This window comes from Pseudomonas sp. R43(2017), from assembly GCF_002112345.1.
Classification (GTDB): Bacteria; Pseudomonadota; Gammaproteobacteria; order Pseudomonadales; family Pseudomonadaceae; genus Aquipseudomonas; species Aquipseudomonas kribbensis.
Map to the genome: position 1 here is coordinate 1 of NZ_NEHJ01000005.1, position 18,386 is coordinate 18,386.

Here is an 18,386-nt window from a genome sequence, read left to right on the forward strand (position 1 = left end):
CTGATCCCATCCCGAACTCAGAAGTGAAACGATGCATCGCCGATGGTAGTGTGGGGTTTCCCCATGTGAGAGTAGGTCATCGTCAAGATTAAATTCCGAAACCCCAATTGCGAAAGCAGTTGGGGTTTTGTTTTAGTAGAAGTCACCGATTTTTGCCGGTACGTTACTGCGGTAACGGGCTGGTCACAGAATTTCTTGACGACCATAGAGCGTTGGAACCACCTGATCCCATCCCGAACTCAGAAGTGAAACGATGCATCGCCGATGGTAGTGTGGGGTTTCCCCATGTGAGAGTAGGTCATCGTCAAGATTAAATTCCGAAACCCCTGTCTGCGAATGCAGACAGGGGTTTTGTCGTTTCAGAGCCTGAAAAAGCCCATCTTCAAACCACTCTGCGTGCCTTGCTGCTTCGACGAGCCCGCCATTTACGCCACCAGATATAGACGCCAGTCCCGGACAACCCCGCAATCAGAACACCCAATACCGCGATCATCACTTGCCCGGTAAAGCCTATGATCCGTCCCCCGTGTATCGGCAGCTGCAACCGATAAAACCGCTCTCCCAAAGTCCCTTCTCCTGCAATCTCCTGCCCCAGTAATCGTCCGTCGGTACCGTGGAAGAACAGCCAGGATTTGCCGTGGGCCTCGGTGTCATGCTGTCCAAACCCTGCGCCGTAGAAGTTGTACTCAAAGCTGTAATACAACTCGCCGATCGCCGCTGTAAGCCCCAACCTTTTTCCCTCCTGCTGGGCCCTTTCGTAGGCCTGTTGATAACTCAAGCGAGTGATCCCTAACTCATCGGCAGGCATTCGACCTCGGGCCTCATATACGCTCGGTTCAATCGGAGAAAACAGCGACACCACCGGTTTGAAGACCTGGCTCGGCAAGTTCATGGCTACGCTGCTGACGGCTATCGGCAGCAATAACAACCATAGCCACAAGCCCCCCGCCCGATGCAGATCGAAGTTGAGCCGATAGGCATGCCCGCCCTTGATCTTCCAGGCGCTCGACCACTTCCTCCAAAAGGGTTTGCCTCGCGGTAACGTCAACCAGAGAGCGATGAAGCAATCGATCACCCAGGCGATGGCCACCAATCCCATCAACAGCAAACCCGAGTTCCCGGGCAGCGTCAGGTTGTAGTGGAACTCAAGAATGAAAGGAATGAAGTTCTCTCGCTGAAAACAGCACTCGCCCCAATAGCGCTGGCCTTTTTGCTCGCGATTGACCGGGTCCAGGTAGAACACCTGATTACGCTCATCGAACGGTTTGCCCGTCGCCGGATCATTACGCGGAACCGCCGCCAGCAAGGCTGTGTGGCCTGCCTCATTCGGATACTCCATGTACCAGACCTGCATCTTCGGATGTGCAGATTGCACCGCATCGACCAACTCACCTGGCGGTAGACGCTGCCCTTCGGTCGAAGCCGCATAAAACCCTGGGTTCAACCACTCATCCAGCTTATGGTTGAACGCCAGAATGCTCCCCGTGATCCCTGCTAGCAGCAGAAAAACTGCCGTGGCCAACCCGATGTACCGGTGCAGTAAAACCAGAAACGAACGCATGAAATTTTCCCCACGAATACGACAAAGCCAGTCCCTGAACCTCAGGGACTGGCTTTTTTATGCACAAGACAAAGGCTTAGAACTGGTAGCTGACCGTGGCCGCGACGTTGCGCTCTTCGCCCATGTAGCAGAAGTTCAGACTGGCACAGGAGGCCACGTAGGATTCGTTGGTCAGGTTGTTAGCATTCAGGCGTACGTCCACACCCTTCAAGCCAACTTTGCCCAAGTCATAACCGATCGACGCATCGAACAATGTGTAGGACGGCACCTTCATGGTGTTCTCAGCATCCGCCCAGCTATAGCCGACGTAACGCACACCACCGCCTACGCGTAGGCCATCAAGCACTGCGCTGTCGAACTTGTAGTCCGCCCATAGCGAAGCCATGTGTCGCGGCGCCTGGGTTGGCGAGTTGCCTTTGTTCTCGATCACATTGCTCGGGGTGCTCAGGGTGCTGACCATCGACTTCGAGTATTCGATATCGGTGAAAGTGTAACTACCGAGCACTTTCAGATTGTCGGTGAGCTGCATGTGCGCCTCCAGTTCCAGACCCTGGGAGCGGACAGCGCCTACAGCACGATAGAAGTTTTCCTGCGGCAGTTTGGTTGCCAGGTTTTCCTGATCGATGCGAAACAGCGAGGCCGTGAACAGATTGTCGGTGCCGGGAGGCTGATACTTCAGACCCGCTTCCCACTGCGTACCATCCGTCGGGGCCAGTGGATTACCGGCGCTGTCGGCATAGGAGTTCGGGTTGAACGACTCCGAGTAGCTGATGTACGGCGCCAGGCCGTTATCGAACAGATATAGCGCCCCGACACGGCCCGTCAGTTTGGTGCGCTTGTCGCTGATCTCTGTGCCGACCGGGCGGTCCGCTTCGGCAATCCGGTTTTCCTCAGACGTCTCTACCCAGTCCTGACGTAGCCCGAGCGAGAAGCGCCATTTGTCCATTTCAATCAGGTCTTGCAGGTAAACCCCGGTCTGCTCCAGACGACGCAGATAACTGGTCTCGCCGTACATATCGATGGCGGCGTTGCCGTACACCGGATTGAACGCATTGATCGGTGCCAGGCCGCCGCTGGTCCAGTCGACCACGGTTTTGCGTCGCTGGTAATCCGCTCCCATCAGCACCGTGTGCTTGGTCGCACCGGTGAAGAATTCGGCCTGGAGCATGTTGTCGACGATGAATGCGTGCAGTCGCTCGTCACCGCCGGTGTAGTAGCGGTTCAGCTCGCTGCTGGTCGGCGACGTCCAGCCATAGGCGTACACCTGATCCATGTTCACTTTGGAGTCGAGGTAACGGAAGTTCTGCCGCGCGGTGAAGACGTCGTTGAAGCGATGCTCGAACTGATAGCCGAACGACTGCTGATCGCGGGAATAGCCATCGACTCCCGGTTCGCCTTCGAAGAAGTGCGGCGAGATGCGGTTGCCGTTGCGCTGATGAATCGTGCCGTCGGCCGGCACGCCACCGTGATAGCCGCCATCCGGGTCATGTTGCAGATAGGCCTGCAGGGTCAGCGAAGTGTCTTCGTTGAAATCGATGCTGACCGTCGGCGCGAGGGCGAAGCGTTTTTCCTTGTTGTGGTCGAATTGCGTGTCGGACTGATCCGTTAAACCGATCAGACGATAGGCGATGCGCTTGTCGTCATCGACCGGGCCGCTGAAGTCAAAACCGACACCGCGCTGGCCCTGAGTGCCAACGGTGGCCTGAACCTGGTGATAGGCCTCGTACAACGGTTTCTTGCTGGTCAGTGCCACCAGACCGCCCGGGGAGCTACGGCCGTAGAGCACCGACGACGGGCCCTTCAGAATATCGACGCGCTCGAGGAAATACGGGTCGACCTGCATCGTGCTGTAGGTGCCGCTGTCGCCCATCGACTTGAGGCCGTCGAGGTAGATGTTATCCACCGAACCATCGTTGAAGCCGCGCATCGCCACATAGTCGTAACGGTGCGTGGCGCCGTAAGGGTTGGTCAGCACACCGGGGGTGTAGCGCATGGCCTGGGACACGGTTTGCGAGCCCTGATCGTCCATTTGCTCGCGAGTGACCACGGACACGCTTTGCGAGGTTTCCAGCAGCGCGGTACTGGTTTTGGTGGCGATCTGACTGTGCGTCGCGTTGTAGCCGTCCATGCTGCCCAGTGCGTTGCCGAGGGCGAAGCCTTTGATATCGGTGGTTGGCAGGGCCAGTGCTTCGGCTTCTGCAATCGAGCGCAGGACGTAGCTGCTGCCGTCCTGGCTGACCGCCTCCAGACCCGAGCCGCCCAGCAGATGACTCAACGCCTGATCGGTCGAATATTCGCCCTGCACGCCGGGTGATTGTCGGCCTTGAGTCTGCTGCGGGGTCATCGACAAGGTGATGCCGGCCTGGCGCGCAAACTGATTCAGCGCCTCGCCCATTGGCCCGGCGGCGATGTTGTAGCGGTGGCTGCCGACCTCACTGGCGCTCGCCGCGACGCTCAGGTTCGGCAGCAGGCCGACGCCCAGTGCGGTGGAGAACAACGCGGCCCGAATCGCTTGGCGCAGAAGGCCCGTTTCGGCAGTGAAATTCAGAGGGTTCTTACAGGTAACGCGCGCAGTCATTGTAGGTTTCCGTGGCAAGTCGCGAAGGCTGAATTGAAGTGCTTACTGACTAAGCCGGTCGTGCCACGAAAACCCGCCAAAAAATTTCAGACCGCTCGTTCCAGCGTTACCCACCAGCGGGTGCGATAGCGCAACTGCACCGGCAGGGTCTGCGGCAGGATCGCCAGCAGCTTGTCGGTGTCATCGAGGCGGAACACGCCGGATAAACGCAGATCGGCGACTTGTGGAGCACAACTCAAGAAGCCTGGACGATAGCGACCAACCTCTTTGAGGAAGTCGCCCAGGCGCATATTGCGCGTCACGATCAGCCCGTCGATCCAGGCGCCGGCATCCATGTCCAGCGGCGGAGCAGGGCGCGCCTGATGGTGGTCGATCAAATAACTCTGACCGGCAAGCACCTCGGTGGAAGCGCCAGCACTCGTCCGTGGCGAAAGAATCGCCACCCGGCCACTGGTGACGCTCAGGCGCGTGCAATCACCTTCCTGACGCAGGATGAAGCGCGCGTCGAACGGCTCATAGGTGCCATGACGACTTTGCACTCGCAGCGGTCGATCGACTACCGAACCTCCGCCGGCGCCGCAGGTCACGATGATCTCGCCCCGAGTCAGTTTGATCAGCCGCTGTTGCGCCGTGTAATCGAGGTCCACGGCGCTGGCCGTGTTCAGTTCTATCCGCGTGCCGTCAGGCAACTGGAATCCACGACGTTCGCCGGTGGCGGTGGCGTAATCGGCGCTCCATTGCTGCCAGGCCGACGTATCTCTGGCCAGCCATGCGGCGGAGCCCATCAACAACGCACCGGACAGCAGCTTCAACGCCTGGCGGCGACCGAGGCCCTGCGCACTGTTTTCCAATGTATTGAATGCCACTTGTGCGCCTGGCACGGCACGCAGGTTGTGGGTCAATTCGTTTTGCAGCGATTGCACCCGTTGCCAGGCCAGTTCGTGATCATGGTGTTCGGCGCGCCATTGTTCACATTGGTGGTTCAGGCGTGGATTGCCGTGGTTATTGCGCAGGCGCAGCAGCCAATGGATCGCCTGTTTGACCACTTTCTGTTGTGGCTCGGCGCTGCGGGCGATTGACAGGTTATCCACCGGCATCAGCTTTCGTACCGCAGCACGTAGCAGTGATACAGCGCATCGGCGACGTAGCGTTCCACCGAGCGCAAGGACAGACCCATCTGCTCGGCGATCTGCTTGTGGGTCAAACCTTCGCACTGCGCCAGCAGAAACGCCTGACGCACTTTGGGCTTCAGTCCCTCGAGCATGCGGGCGATGCTTTCCAGCAGCTCAATCACCAGCGCGCGGGCTTCAGCGCTGGGTGTCTCGGCTTCGGGCAAGTGAGCGATGGTTTCCAGGTACGCGCGTTCGATTTCCTCGCGACGCCAATGGTCGATCACCAGCCCGCGAGCAATGGTGCGCAGAAACGCGCGGGGCGCCTTGAGTTCGAGACGTTCGGTGCGTTGCAGCAGGCGCACGAAAGTGTCCTGCGCCAGATCCGCCGCATCGGCTGCATTGCCCAGTCGCACGCGCAACCAGCTGTTGAGCCAGCCGTGATGACGACTGTAAAGCGCCTGTACTGCAAACTCAGGTGAGGACATGAACGCGACAGCCCGAACGTCACAAATGATAATTAGTCGCATTGTCATCAAGGGTTACAGAATTTGCAACAGACGCTGCAAAACAGTCATCAAAAAATGACAGGCGAACGCTCTGGCACGCCGTTCGGCGGGAAGCTGGCAGAAATGCCGTCCATTTCCTACAAAACGCTAAGTTTTCTCCGAGTCGTGCCGACAGACTGTTGAGACATGCGTGCACCAAAGTAGAGCAGCCATCAGAACGCTGCCTGCGCTGTACATGGAATGTTGCATCCGGAACGCATCCCCACTTTTGGCATAAGAAGTCCCATGAAATGAATCTCAAGTTCAGCCATAAAATCCTGTTGGCCGCCTCGGGCGTCGTGGTCCTGGCGTTCGCGCTGTTCACTTTGTACAACGACTATCTGCAGCGAAACACCATTCGCCAGAACCTGCAGTCCTCCGTCCAGCAGGCCGGCGACCTGACCGCCAGCAGTGTGCAGAACTGGATGAGCGGGCGGATTCTGGTGCTGGAAAACCTCGCGCAGAACGTCGCTCATCAGGGCAAGAACGCCGATTTCCCGGGGCTGGTCGATCAACCGGCCTTCACCTCGAACTTCCAGTTCACCTATGTCGGCCAGGCCAACGGTGTGTTCACCCAGCGCCCTGACGCGAAGATGCCGGACGGCTACGACCCGCGTCAGCGCCCGTGGTACAAGCAGGCCGTGGCCGCTGACCAGACCATGCTGACCCCGCCATACATGGCCGCCGTTGGCGGTCTGGTGGTGACCATCGCCATGCCGGTGAAAAAGAACGGCGAGCTGCTCGGTGTAGTGGGCGGTGACCTGAGTCTGGAAACCCTGGTGAAGATCATCAACTCGGTGGACTTCGGTGGCCTGGGCCACGCATTCCTGGTCAGCGGTGACGGTCAGGTGATCGTCAGCCCGGATAAAGACCAGGTGATGAAGAACCTCAAGGACATTTACCCGAACGCCGATGTGCGCATCCAGAAGGGCAACCAGAATGTGGTGCTCAACGGCCAGGAGCGCATCCTGTCGTTCACCCCGGTCACCGGTCTGCCGAATGCCGAGTGGTACATCGGTCTGTCGATCGACCGCGACAAGGCCTACGCTGCACTCAGCCAGTTCCGTACCTCGGCACTGATCGCGATGTTTGTCGCAGTGGGTGCGATTGCGGTCTTCCTGAGCCTGCTGATCACTGTGCTGATGCGTCCGCTGATCACCATGGGCCGCGCGATGCAGGACATCGCCCAGGGTGAAGGTGACCTGACCCGTCGTCTGGTCGTGGAAAGCAAGGATGAGTTCGGTGAGCTGGGCAGTTCGTTCAACCAGTTCGTGGAACGGATTCACGCGTCCATTTCCGAAGTGTCTTCCGCGACTCGTCACGTACACGACCTGTCGCAACGGGTGATGGCATCCTCCAACGCCTCGATCATCGGTTCCGACGAGCAAAGCGCACGCACCAACAGCGTGGCGGCCGCGATCAATCAGCTGGGCGCCGCCACTCAGGAAATCGCCCGCAACGCCGCCGATGCTTCGCAACACGCCAGCGGCGCGAGCGAGCAGGCCGATGACGGTCGTCAGGTGGTCGAGCAGACGATTCAGGCGATGACCGAGCTGTCGCAGAAGATCAGCCTGTCGTGCACCCAGATCGAAACCCTGAATGCGAGCACCGACAACATCGGCCACATTCTCGATGTGATCAAAGGCATCTCCCAGCAGACCAACCTGCTGGCGCTCAACGCGGCCATCGAAGCGGCCCGTGCCGGTGAAGCAGGACGCGGATTCGCAGTGGTGGCGGACGAGGTGCGCAACCTCGCTCACCGTACCCAGGAATCGGCGGAAGAGATCCACAAGATGATCACCTCGCTGCAGGTCGGCTCCCGCGAAGCGGTGACCACCATGAACGCCAGTCAGGCGTCCAGCGAAGAGAGCGTTGAAGTGGCGAACCAGGCCGGTCTGCGACTGGTCAGCGTGACCCAGCGCATCGGTGAAATCGACGGCATGAACCAATCGGTGGCAGCGGCGACCGAAGAGCAGACCGCCGTGGTGGAAACCCTCAATGTCGACGTCAACCAGATCAACCTGCTGAACCAGCAGAGCGTGGCCAACCTCAATGAAACGTTGAAGGATTGCGATGCGTTGTCGCAGCAGGCCAACCGTTTGAAACAACTGGTCGACAGCTTCAAGATCTGATCGCTTGCGGTCAAAAACAGCCCGCTGCGGAGTGATCCGCAGCGGGCTTTTTCATGCCTTACACAAACAGCTTCAGCACATTGCCCATCGCGTCATCGGCAAACCCCTGCACGAAATCCTTGAACCCCGGCAGCGCCTCGGGCCCGCCGCTGGCCGGCTCGGCAATGATCGTCCAGGTCGCCCGCGACTTGCCCGCGTCCAGCGATTCCACATTCATCGCCGCCCACAGATTGGCCACACCCAAGGTATTGTAGATCGTGGTCCAGGTCATGCTCAGCGCCTGGTCGTCCCGGGAGTTGAGTTGCTCGACCACCACGTTGCCATCCTTGAAGAATTTCTTGCGCAGGGAAGACACGCCTTCGCCGGTCATCTCGATGTGAGACAGCGCCGGAATGAAACGGTCGAAGCCGTCGAATTTTCCGACCACCGTCCACACTTGTCTGGCGTCCACTGGCACTTCCACCGAAGACACAACGTGGCAGCCGTGAGGGTTTTTGATCAGGGTGTCGGGTTGCAGATTGCTCATGGTGTTGCTCCTTGGTTGATGAGTCAGATGAAGTTGATTTCTTTCAGGTAGTCGCAGCCGCGACGCAGCAGTGCCGGGGATTTTTCCGGGTAGTGCGCGCCCATCTGCTGCACGCCGGCCTGGGCGTTGGCGTGGCCGATCAGGGAGATGTCGCCGATGTCTTCCTCGAAGCCGTTGAGGTAGAAACCGAGCACGCCGAACAGCGCGTTGTCGGCATCGACCCGGCCCAGTTGCTGTTGCCAGTCGGCGACGCTGACCAGCGAAAACTCGCTGCCGGTTTCGCGGAACGACGCGACGTAGGTATCCCAGCTCAGGGGTTCCGGGTTATGCAGGTTGAACACCGCCCGTTCGGCCGAGTAACGGCTGGCGTGGAAGGCGATGAAGCGGGCGAGAAAGTCCACCGGCATCAGGTCGAAGTTCAGCGCGAAGGCCGGCACCTGACCGAGCTGGATCGAGCCCTTGAGCATCAGCATCAAACGGTTCTTGTGCGGCTGGCAGACGCCGCTGAGGCTGTTGAAACTGATGTTGCCGGGTCGATACAGATTGACCCGCACCCCGCGTTCCCGCGCCCGTTCGAGGATGCGTTCGCCGACCCATTTCGACAGGTTGTAGCCGTTGCGGATGTAGATCGGCGGCGTCGGTGCGGCGGGCAACTCCAGCACCCGGCCTGCGTCGTCCACGGTGCTGGAGGCTGACAGTGTCGAGACGAAATTGAACACCTTCTTGCTGCGCCCTTCGCACAGCCGCAGCAGTTCGAAAACCGGTTCGACGTTGTCCGCCGCCAGCGACTCGTAATCGAGGACGTGATTGACGTTGGCCGCGTTGTGCACCAGGGCGCCGAAGTCGCGATCCAGTCGCTCGAAGTCCTCATCAGCCAGGCCCAGTTGCGGCCGGGTGATGTCTGCCGAATAGACCCGCACCCGATTCAGGTCCAGATGCTCCAGCCGGTTCTCACGCAACGATTGGGCAAAGCGCTGCGCCGCCGTTTGCCCGCCGCCGTCGCGCACCAGACATGCCACCTCGCTGGCGCCCCATCCCAGCAACGCCTCGACGATGTGCACGCCGACAAAACTGTTGGCGCCGGTGACGATCACCTTGTGCACATCGCCCATGCGGCTGATCGGCAACGGCTCGATGTCCAGCGGTCGCTCGGCGTCGGCCATGGCCTGGGCGCTGAGCACCGCGCTGTTATCGGTGCCACGCACCAGCGTGGCGAGCTTGGCGATGGTCGGCAGTTCGATGAAGCGGTTGATCGAAATGCTGCGACCGAATTCCTCCCGCAGACGCAGGAGCATGCGCGACAGCAGAATCGAGTGACCGCCGAGATTGAAGAAGCTTTCATCGGTGGAAATGTCGCTGGTCGGCAACTCCAGCAACTCGCCCCAGATCTCCAGCAACAACGCTTCATCGGCGTTGGCCGGCAGGCATTTGGGGCCGCTGTCCTGCACGCTCACCGGCAGCTCCAGCAATGCCTTGCGATCGACTTTGCCGTTGGCGGCGAACGGCATGTTCGACAGCTCCGTCCACGCCACCGGCTGCATGTAGTCCGGCAAAAACTGCTGGGCATGCGCCTTCAGCGCATCGCGGGCGGCGTCCGATTGCGGCTGGGCGAGGAACGCCAGAATCCGCCGCTGACTGTCGATCACCACGGCGATCTGCCGATACAACTGACTCTCGCGCAGGCACCGCTCGATCTCCTCCGGCTCGACCCGGAAGCCGCGAATCTTCACCTGATTGTCGCGGCGTCCGCACAGCTCGATGCCGTCCGCGCCCCACTTGGCCATGTCACCGCTGCGGTAGGCGCGCAGACGCTGGCCGTCCGGCAACTCCAGGTCCAGATAGCGCTCGGCGGTCTGCTGCGGATTATTCAGGTAACCCAGGCATACACCGGGGCCGACGATGAACAGCTCGCCCACCGTTTGTTCCGGCACCGGTTGCAGATCGTCATCGAGGATCAGCACCTGACTGTTGGCAATCGGCCCGCCAAGGGTGCGATTGCTGTCGCCCGGTTGCAGCTGCCGCGCGGTGATCAACACCGTGGCTTCGGTAGGACCGTAGAGGTTGTGCAGCTTGCCCTGGCGCGTCAGTTGCTCGATCACGAACGGCTCGCAGACATCGCCGCCGGTCATGATCTGTCCGACGCTTTGCAGTTGCTCCAGCGGCAGGATGCTCAGCAGTGCTGGCGGCAGGAACGCGTGGGTCAGTTGCCGACGGCGGATCAGTGCCACCAGTTGTAGCGGATCGCGGCGCTGGTTGTCGTCGGGCACCACCAGTTCCGCGCCTTCGAGCAGGGTCGGGAAGATGTCGATCAGCGACGAGTCAAAACTCAGCGACGAGAACTGCAGCACCCGGCTCTCGGCGTGCAACTGCACGTAATCGGCGTACCACGCGGTGAAGTGCGCGAGGTTCGCCTGACTGAGCAGCACACCCTTCGGATGCCCGGTGGTGCCCGAGGTGTAGAGCGCCATGCAGGGTGAGCCGAGCTCGGGCCGGCGCAGCATCAGCGGTAGCGTCGAGTCGACTTCAGTGCGGTCGATGCGGCAGACATCCAGCCCCGGCATCGAATCGCTCAGCGGATGTTCGCCATCGTGCAGCAGCAACAACGCTCCGGCGTTTTCGAGGATGTACTGCTGGCGCTGAAGCGGATGGCTTGGCTCCAGCGGCAGATACACCGCGCCGCTGCCGAGAACCGCCAGGATCGAAGCAAACAGCGCATCGCATTTCGGCAGGCAAATCCCCACCACCCACGGTTGCGGTTGTGTCTCCAGCATCGTCAGCAACCGCTGCTGGATCGCACGGCTGTGATCATGCAGCTGGCGATAGCTGATCGACTGCTCGGCGAGGTGCAGTGCCGGGCGGTCGGCATGCTCGATCAGGCTTTCTTGAAGGCGCTCGATCACCGGGATCTGCGCCCGTTGCAACAAGGCCGGATTGGCCGTGGCGTTGAAGCGATGCACATAGGCCAGGCTGTCGAGAAACAGCAGGTTTTCCACCTGCTCGAAGTCCGGTGCACGGGCCGTCGTCGCGTGCTGGAAATATTCGGCCTCGCGGGAGAGTCGGCTGACCAGCAGTGCCACTTCGTCCACCACCAGCGCCAGAGTTCGCTGGCGCAGGGCCTGACCGTTGCCGGAGGGTTCGTCGGCGATGGGTACGCGGCTCAACAGTGTCGAGTTGCAGAGGCACAGCAGATCGAGCACCGGCAAACCGCCGACGCCCGTTGCACCGATGCCCAGACGCAAGGTCAGGTGCGGTGTCTTGCCGTAGTTCTGCGGCGCAAGACTGCCGTCGTCGATCACCAGATCCATCGACGGAGCCGCTTCCGACAGCAATGAATGACCGTGTTGTTCGAGCTCCAGCGCCAGGTCGGTCAAGGCCTGGCTGCGGCCCTTCAGCAAAATGTCGAGACGTCTCATGTCAGCCTCCGTGTCAAACCAGGTAGTCGCGCAGGGCGTGCTGTACGCACGGTGTGTCGAGCAGTGAGCTGTTGTGGAAAAACCGCACGATGTTGCCCACCAGCGGGTGATGGCGATTGATCGGGAAGGCCAGCCCGGCCATCTCGTCCTTCAGTGCGCGGCGGGTCGCATCGTTGACCGGCAAGGCATCGATCAGGCGCAGGTCGAACGACTTCTGGATGTCGTTGGTCAGGTAGTGGCCGATGAACACCGGCAGGATCTGCGCGATGCATTCGCGATCCGCATCGCTCGCGGTGTGCCAGTAGATGCGCACCATCCGCGCCCAGAAACTCGAATGACGGCCCTCGTCGAGCAAGTGGTCGGCCATCAGGCCCTTGATCGATGGCTTGACCGTGTCGTCCCGGGCGAACGCCGCGACATCGCCGGTCACTGTGTTCTCGGCGATGGCCACGCAGATCAGCTCCACGGCGCTGCGCAGGTGTTCCGGGGCCAGTTCGACGGCGGCCGGGATCGCCCGGCTCAGTTCGATTTCATTCGGCAACTCGATGGGCTCGATGCCGGTCATCGCCACGGTCTGCTGCATGAAATCCATTGCCACCAGCGCGTGGTAATCCTCGTCCACGACGACGGTCATGGCGTCGTAGCGACAGGCGAAGGGGAACGCCACGGCAAAGCGGTTCTTGGCGATGCTGCGGGCGGTCTTGTCGACGATCTCGGTCTCGAAAATCACCACGTCGTTGATGAACTTGTACAGCGTCTGCACCAAGGCAAAATCACGCTGATCCGGACATTCGCGCAGGAAGGTTTCGCTGAGCACCAACGGCTGGCGGCTGAGCGGATAGATCAGCCGCGCATCGTCCTCCAGCACGCGGCGCGGCCGGGTGCGGATGGTGGCGCGGCTTTCCCAGGCGTCGGCGAAGGATTGGTAGTCGGCGGCGTTCATTCGGCCACCTCCGCCAGCGGCTCGCGCATGCTCAGGCGCAAGCCGTCCCACAACGCGATTCGGCTTTCCACGGCGGAGATGGCGCTGGCATAGACCTCGGCCTCACGCTGCGGATCGCCATCGACCAGGCGCTCCAGCAGTTGCTCGGCGGCCGGACCGTGGTCTTCGGAGTCGACTTCGATGTGTCGCTCCAGGTAGTAACGGAAGGTCGGCGCCTGTTCGACACCGATGCCCCAGGCATCGAGCATGCGCTGGAACATGGTCGGGATCACGCTCTCGCGGCCATGCAGGAAAGCGGCGGCGACACTGTGCCCCGGTGCATGCAGCGCGGTGTGCAAGGTGTCGCGGACGAACTGCGCGGCAGCCGGGTCGACCTCGACACTTTGCAGCGCGACGTCATAGCTCACGCCCTCCTGTTGCAGCGCGACAAAGCGCTCCACCGCCGAGGTGCTCGCACCGACTTCGCGCATCGCATCCAGGTACAACTCGAAATGACTGTAATGTCCGTGTGACAGCCGATCGTCCGACTCTTCGCCAAGCACGATTTCATTGATCAGTCGTGCGGCATGGGGATCGCGCGGTGGCAGCCACGGCAGGCGGGTGCAGGTCAGTTCCTGTTGCAGGCGTTTGGTCAGCGACATGAAATCCCATACGGCAAAGACATGGGATTCCATGAAGCGTCGCAAGACCGACAGCGAATCGATTTCGGAAAAGATCGGGTGAACGCTGAGTTCGGCTTTCTTTTGGGCGAGTTGTTCTTTAGTTGGCATGATGCGAGCCTCTGGCTTATAGGGATATAGGGACTGCTCAATCAATGGCTAACAACGTTGGATATAGTTTCCAGGCGAGCGATAGCCTCATTCGTTTCGATGAAAGTTGAAGTTGTATCTAGAGGCCTGGTACATCGGAACGTCAGTAAGGACTGACGTGCAGCGGGCCATGTTGTTGGAGCTTGCCGGCTTTTCGGTTCGGTACAAAACCCGGCGTAGAAAAACTAATACATCGCAAAACAACTTAACAAGTATATTTTTAATTAATTTAAGTTTGCTGTTTTTCAAGTATGAGTGGGGCCGATAAAACTTTTAAGTTGAGTTTTATTTGGACGTAGTTGCTCCTTTCGGCCTTTAAAGGCCAAAATTGAATAACAAGAGTGAATGCCTCACTCAAAGCAACTTTTGAAGTAAGTAATTGAAATGATCTGAGGGGATGAAGTTGGCCTGATACGGCGGCGAATCTTCCTTTTCCCGTGACAAGGCTCCTTCCGTAGGTTCCTGTTGCGGAGACTGCTGCCGGGGCGGCGCGTCCCCGTTCTATTTGGGTTGGCGATTCAAGGGTGCGCGTAAATCGGCGCCGCGGCTATCGTCGAAAATGACTTCCTTGCGGTGCAATTTCCGGGCTGTCCAAAGCAGGGGGGAGGTTAGAGCGAAGGCGCCGAAGTGCCACGGCAATTGAGCGTGACTGGCGTGGGGATTTGTAAGCGGGTTATTCGCCGGGTGAGCGGGAGCTCACCCGGAAGGTGGGAATCAGCGGGCTGTCTTGCGGTTTTGTGCGGCGGGGCTGGCGAGGTAACGGGTGATGACCTCGACACCGCGGTTGAGGTGCTGCTCCAGCAACGCCACTGCGAGCGGGGTGTCACGTTGCTGCACGGCTTGCAGCAGAGCGCGGTGATCGTCCTGGGAGATCTTGCCCAGGCCCATGGCCTCGAGGTTGAAGCGCAGGAAGCGTTCCTCTTCGTTCAAACCGTCCTCGACCAGCCGCAGCAGACGGCCGTTCGGGGATTTGCTGTAAAGCGTCATGTGGAACAGGCGGTTGAGCCGGCCGATCTCGGTGTAGTCGTGCTCGATTTCCAGTTCTTCGATGTAGCCGGCGGCGCGCTCGTGATCGGCGCTGGTCAGCAGCGGGATCGATTGGCGCAGGGCTTCGGATTCCAGCAGGATGCGCAGCTCATAGGTTTCGGTCGCGTCACCCTGGATCAGCGGCGCTACCACGGCGCCTTTGTGGGCAACCACGCTCAACAGGCCCTGGGCTTCGAGCTGACGCAACGCTTCGCGTACCGGCATGCGGCTGACGCCGAACAGGTCCGCCAGATCCTGCTGGCGTACCGCGGTGCCGCACGGCAGGCGCCCGTCGAGAATCGCCGAGCGCAGGGTTTCCTCGATGACCGAGCGCGCCAGATGCGCGGGAATCGGCCCTTCGACTTTGATGCTGTGGAGTGGCTTGGGCTTCTGGGTCACAACTGCACACCCTGTTGACTGCGGAATTTGGATCCAAAGGACACTAGTGATTGCTCTACAGGTTGTCAAACCGTGTAGAAGAACCCTGTCACATCTGAAGTTTAGCGCGCGGGCGATGATCTCAGGGTGCCATTGTTTTTTGCTCGGCTAACCTTCACCATCAAACGCCTTTCCTCCTGCCCTGGATGCCTTGCATTGGCGGTACGTTTCGCGATCCCACGGATTGTGCGCTGGCTTGCCTGCGCGCTGCTGCTGGCCGGCGTCATGCTGGGCGGCCTGCATGCCGATTGGGATTTTTCCGCGATCAGCCGCAAGGCCACGGCATTGTACGGACCGCTGGGCGCCGGGCAACAACGGATCGATGCCTGGCAGAATCTGCTGGCCACCCAGAAACAGGTCAGCGAGATGGAAAAGCTCAAAGTGGTGAACCTGTTTTTCAACAAACAGATGCGCTACGTCGAGGACATCGACCTGTGGGGCCAGGTCGATTATTGGGAGACACCCATCGAAGCCTTGTGGAAGGGCGCCGGCGACTGCGAAGACTACGCGATCGCCAAGTATTTCAGCCTGCGTCACCTCGGCGTGGCCAGTGACAAGTTGCGCATCACCTACGTCAAGGCCCTGCGCCAGAATCGCGCGCACATGGTGTTGACCTACTATTCCAGTCCCGATGCCATGCCGCTGGTGCTCGACAGCCTGATCGACCCGATCAAGCCGGCGTCCGAGCGAACCGATTTGCTGCCGGTCTACTCTTTCAATGCCGAAGGTCTTTACCTGCCGGGGGCCAAGGGCAACAAAAAGGTCGGCGACACCAAACGCCTGTCACGCTGGCAGGATGTGTTGAAAAAAATGCAGGCCGAAGGATTCCCGGTCGAGACGACTAACTAGGAGCACGCGCTCAGATGTCCTTGTTCAAACAGCTGTTGATCGCTATCTGTCTGTTCCTCGTGGTCGCCTTCACCGGCAGCTTCATGGTCAGCCTGGAGAGCTCGCGCACCCAGTACGTCAACCAGTTGCGTTCCCACGCCCAGGACGCCGCCACGGCGCTGGCGTTGTCGCTGACCCCGAACATCGACGACCCGGCGATGGTCGAGCTGCTGGTCAGTTCGATCTTCGACAGCGGTTATTACTCGAGCATCCGCGTGGTCGATCTGAAGACCGACCAGACCATCGTCGAGCGCAGTGGCATTCCCGCCGTCACCAACGTGCCGGACTGGTTCGTCAAACTGATCGGCCTGGAACCGGCCGGCGGTGATGCACTGGTCAGCCGTGGCTGGGAGCAGGCGGCGCGGGTCGAGGTGGTCAGCCACCCGATGTTCGCCCTGGCCAAACTCTGGCAGAGCGCACTCGGCAGCCTGGGCTGGTTGCTGGTCTGCGGTGCGGTGAGTGCGGTGCTGGGCGCGCTGTTGCTGCGCCGGCAATTGCGGCCGCTGGATTACATGGTCAAGCAGTCCCACGCCATCGCCCGTCGCGAATTCCTCAGCCTGCCGGACCTGCCGCGCACGCCTGAACTGCGTCGCGTGGTGCTGGCCATGAACCAGATGGTCGAGAAGCTCAAGGCGCTGTTCCAGGAGCAGGCCGAACGCAGCGAAAAACTGCGCACCGAGTCCTATCAGGACAACCTCACCGGTCTGGCCAATCGGCGCTACTTCGAGATGCAACTGAACGCCCGGGTGAGCAACCCGGAACAGGCCAGCTCCGGTTATCTGTTGCTGTTGCGGGTCAAGGATCTGGCCGGGCTGAACCAGCGTCTCGGCGGTCAGCGTACCGATGAATTGTTGAAAGCGGTCGGTCAGCAACTCTCTCGCGAGTGCGCCAAATACCCGGAAACCCAGAACCTCGTGACCCGTATCCGTGGCGGTGAATTCGCCGTGCTGGCGCCGGGGCTGACCCGAGAAGAAGCGCTGCAACTGGCGCAGAACCTCGACAGCGCCCTGGGCAGCCTGCACGCGACGGGCGCCACCGACGTGGCCGCCGTGGCCTCTATCGGTGTGGCACCGTTCGCCCACGGCGATTCCCCGCAAGCGGTACTCAGCCTCGGCGATCAGGCCCTGGCTCAGGCCGAAGGTCAGGGCGAACAGAATTGGGCGTGCCTCGATCAGAGTCTGGTGGCGGACGTTGGCGACGATCACCACGCCTGGCATCGCCTGCTCGATCAGGCGCTGAATCAGCGGCGTTTCGAGCTGTTCTTCCAGCCGGTAGTCGCAGCGCAGGACACGCAACTGGTGCTGCATTACAAAGTGCTGTCGCGCCTGCTCGACGAACAAGGCCAGACCATTCCCGCCGGACGCTTCCTGCCGTGGCTGGAACGCTTTGGCTGGACCGCACGCCTGGACCGACTGATGCTCGAGCGGGTGCTGGAGCAAATGGCCGGCCATGAAGAATCCCTGGCGCTGAACCTGTCTTCGGCGACCCTGGCGGATCCGCAGGCATTGAACAAAGTCTTCGAGATTCTGCGCTCGCACTCCAATCTGGGGCCGCGCCTGACCCTGGAAATCGGCGAGGAACAATTGCCGGAACAAGCGGTGCTGGAACAGTTGACCCGACGTTTGCGCGAACTCGGTTTCTCCCTGAGCCTGCAACGCTTCGGCGGGCGCTTCAGCATGATCGGCAACCTGGCGCGGCTGGGGCTGGCGTACCTGAAGATCGATGGCAGCTACATTCGCGCGATCGACCAGGAGAGCGACAAGCGCCTGTTCATCGAGGCGATCCAGCGGGCGGCACACAGCATCGATCTGCCGCTGATTGCCGAGCGGGTCGAGACGGAAGGGGAGCTGTCGGTGATTCGCGAGATGGGCTTGTACGGGGTTCAGGGGCAGCTTTTCGGTGAGCCAAAACCCTGGTGATGAATTGCCCGTTCCCGCGCCCAGCGCGGGAACAGGCAGGACAAAAGAGATCAGATCAACCCTGTCTCTTCATCATCAATCAACTGGCTCAACCCGCCCAACGCCTCCCGGGCCTGGGTCCGGTCCATCAGCTTGGCCTGGGCCGCCGGCGGCAGGTCGGTGACGCGGATCACACCTTTCTGGGTCAGGACCTGAATCAGGTCGTCGAGCACCCGGATCATCTCCAGGTCGCTCTGCTTGAGCTGCTTGAGGCTGTTTTCCACGGCCGCGTTGGCAAACCAGGCCTGGATTTCATGGTGGTCGGCGGGCAGCGTTTCCGTGGCCTCGGCCCAGGCCGCAGCTTCCACGCGAACCAACTGACCCTGTGCATCGCGTTGCACGTAAAACATTGAGCATCCCTCGGAAATGGACCGGCGTCATGCTGTCAGCAGCATAGCCAACTGCACGGGAGTATGCGGTGCGGCGACGCAATCGTCACCGGGAAGAAAGACGCAAA

General features: G+C 60.5%; 13 protein-coding genes and 2 rRNA genes. 5 read left to right on the forward strand and 10 right to left on the reverse strand.

Annotated features, from left to right (window positions below):
* Both rrf (CAG02_RS14945) and rrf (CAG02_RS14950) read left to right on the forward strand, forming a co-directional pair.
* Positions 1 to 88: ribosomal RNA gene (gene rrf, locus CAG02_RS14945) — 5S ribosomal RNA — on the forward strand; the annotation flags it as partial.
* 106 nt (positions 89 to 194) lie between these two features.
* Positions 195 to 310 (forward strand): 5S ribosomal RNA (gene rrf, locus CAG02_RS14950).
* 72 nt (positions 311 to 382) lie between these two features.
* Here rrf (CAG02_RS14950) and CAG02_RS14955 read toward each other — a convergent pair.
* The 4 genes from CAG02_RS14955 to CAG02_RS14970 form a co-directional block, all read right to left on the reverse strand.
* Complete coding sequence (locus CAG02_RS14955) at positions 383 to 1,561, reverse strand: PepSY domain-containing protein (RefSeq protein ID WP_085712591.1); 1,179 nt, start codon at positions 1,559 to 1,561, stop codon at positions 383 to 385.
* Between the two features lie 76 nt (positions 1,562 to 1,637).
* Entirely contained in the window at positions 1,638 to 4,139 is a 2,502-nt protein-coding gene (locus CAG02_RS14960) for a TonB-dependent siderophore receptor (protein WP_085712592.1), read from the reverse strand.
* Between the two features lie 86 nt (positions 4,140 to 4,225).
* Positions 4,226 to 5,236: a FecR domain-containing protein gene (locus CAG02_RS14965; RefSeq protein WP_085712593.1), complete on the reverse strand. Its 1,011-nt coding sequence runs from the start codon at positions 5,234 to 5,236 to the stop codon at positions 4,226 to 4,228.
* Positions 5,236 to 5,736 carry a sigma-70 family RNA polymerase sigma factor gene (locus tag CAG02_RS14970; protein WP_085712594.1) on the reverse strand — a complete coding sequence of 167 codons (501 nt, stop codon included), beginning with the start codon at positions 5,734 to 5,736 and terminating at the stop codon, positions 5,236 to 5,238. Before CAG02_RS14970 ends, CAG02_RS14965 begins: the two co-directional genes overlap by 1 nt.
* Positions 5,737 to 6,047: 311 nt before the next feature.
* Between CAG02_RS14970 and CAG02_RS14975 the strand changes: the two genes are divergently transcribed.
* A complete protein-coding gene (locus tag CAG02_RS14975; RefSeq protein WP_085712595.1) occupies positions 6,048 to 7,928 on the forward strand; it encodes a methyl-accepting chemotaxis protein in 1,881 nt (626 codons plus the stop codon).
* 58 nt (positions 7,929 to 7,986) lie between these two features.
* Here the strand turns inward: CAG02_RS14975 and CAG02_RS14980 are convergent, their stop codons facing one another.
* The 5 genes from CAG02_RS14980 to CAG02_RS15000 form a co-directional block, all read right to left on the reverse strand.
* Complete coding sequence (locus tag CAG02_RS14980; protein ID WP_085712596.1) at positions 7,987 to 8,454, reverse strand: SRPBCC family protein; 468 nt, start codon at positions 8,452 to 8,454, stop codon at positions 7,987 to 7,989.
* 23 nt (positions 8,455 to 8,477) lie between these two features.
* Complete coding sequence (locus CAG02_RS14985) at positions 8,478 to 11,867, reverse strand: non-ribosomal peptide synthetase (protein ID WP_085712597.1); 3,390 nt, start codon at positions 11,865 to 11,867, stop codon at positions 8,478 to 8,480.
* A 13-nt stretch (positions 11,868 to 11,880) separates the two neighbouring features.
* Complete coding sequence (locus CAG02_RS14990) at positions 11,881 to 12,810, reverse strand: diiron oxygenase (RefSeq protein ID WP_085712598.1); 930 nt, start codon at positions 12,808 to 12,810, stop codon at positions 11,881 to 11,883.
* Positions 12,807 to 13,580, reverse strand: coding sequence for a DUF3050 domain-containing protein (locus CAG02_RS14995; protein ID WP_085712599.1), 774 nt, complete (start codon positions 13,578 to 13,580; stop codon positions 12,807 to 12,809). Before CAG02_RS14995 ends, CAG02_RS14990 begins: the two co-directional genes overlap by 4 nt.
* Positions 13,581 to 14,333: 753 nt before the next feature.
* Positions 14,334 to 15,044 (reverse strand): GntR family transcriptional regulator, encoded by a 711-nt coding sequence (locus CAG02_RS15000; RefSeq protein WP_085712600.1) that lies wholly within the window; start codon positions 15,042 to 15,044, stop codon positions 14,334 to 14,336.
* 195 nt (positions 15,045 to 15,239) lie between these two features.
* Between CAG02_RS15000 and lapG the strand changes: the two genes are divergently transcribed.
* Together lapG and lapD are read left to right on the forward strand one after the other, a co-directional pair.
* Positions 15,240 to 15,932: a cysteine protease LapG gene (gene lapG, locus CAG02_RS15005; RefSeq protein ID WP_085712601.1), complete on the forward strand. Its 693-nt coding sequence runs from the start codon at positions 15,240 to 15,242 to the stop codon at positions 15,930 to 15,932.
* A 14-nt stretch (positions 15,933 to 15,946) separates the two neighbouring features.
* Positions 15,947 to 17,890, forward strand: coding sequence for a cyclic di-GMP receptor LapD (lapD, locus tag CAG02_RS15010; protein WP_085712602.1), 1,944 nt, complete (start codon positions 15,947 to 15,949; stop codon positions 17,888 to 17,890).
* Positions 17,891 to 17,940: 50 nt separating this feature from the next.
* Here lapD and CAG02_RS15015 read toward each other — a convergent pair whose 3' ends face one another.
* Positions 17,941 to 18,279, reverse strand: coding sequence for a tryptophan synthase subunit beta (locus CAG02_RS15015; RefSeq protein WP_085712603.1), 339 nt, complete (start codon positions 18,277 to 18,279; stop codon positions 17,941 to 17,943).
* Positions 18,280 to 18,386 lie beyond the last annotated feature (107 nt).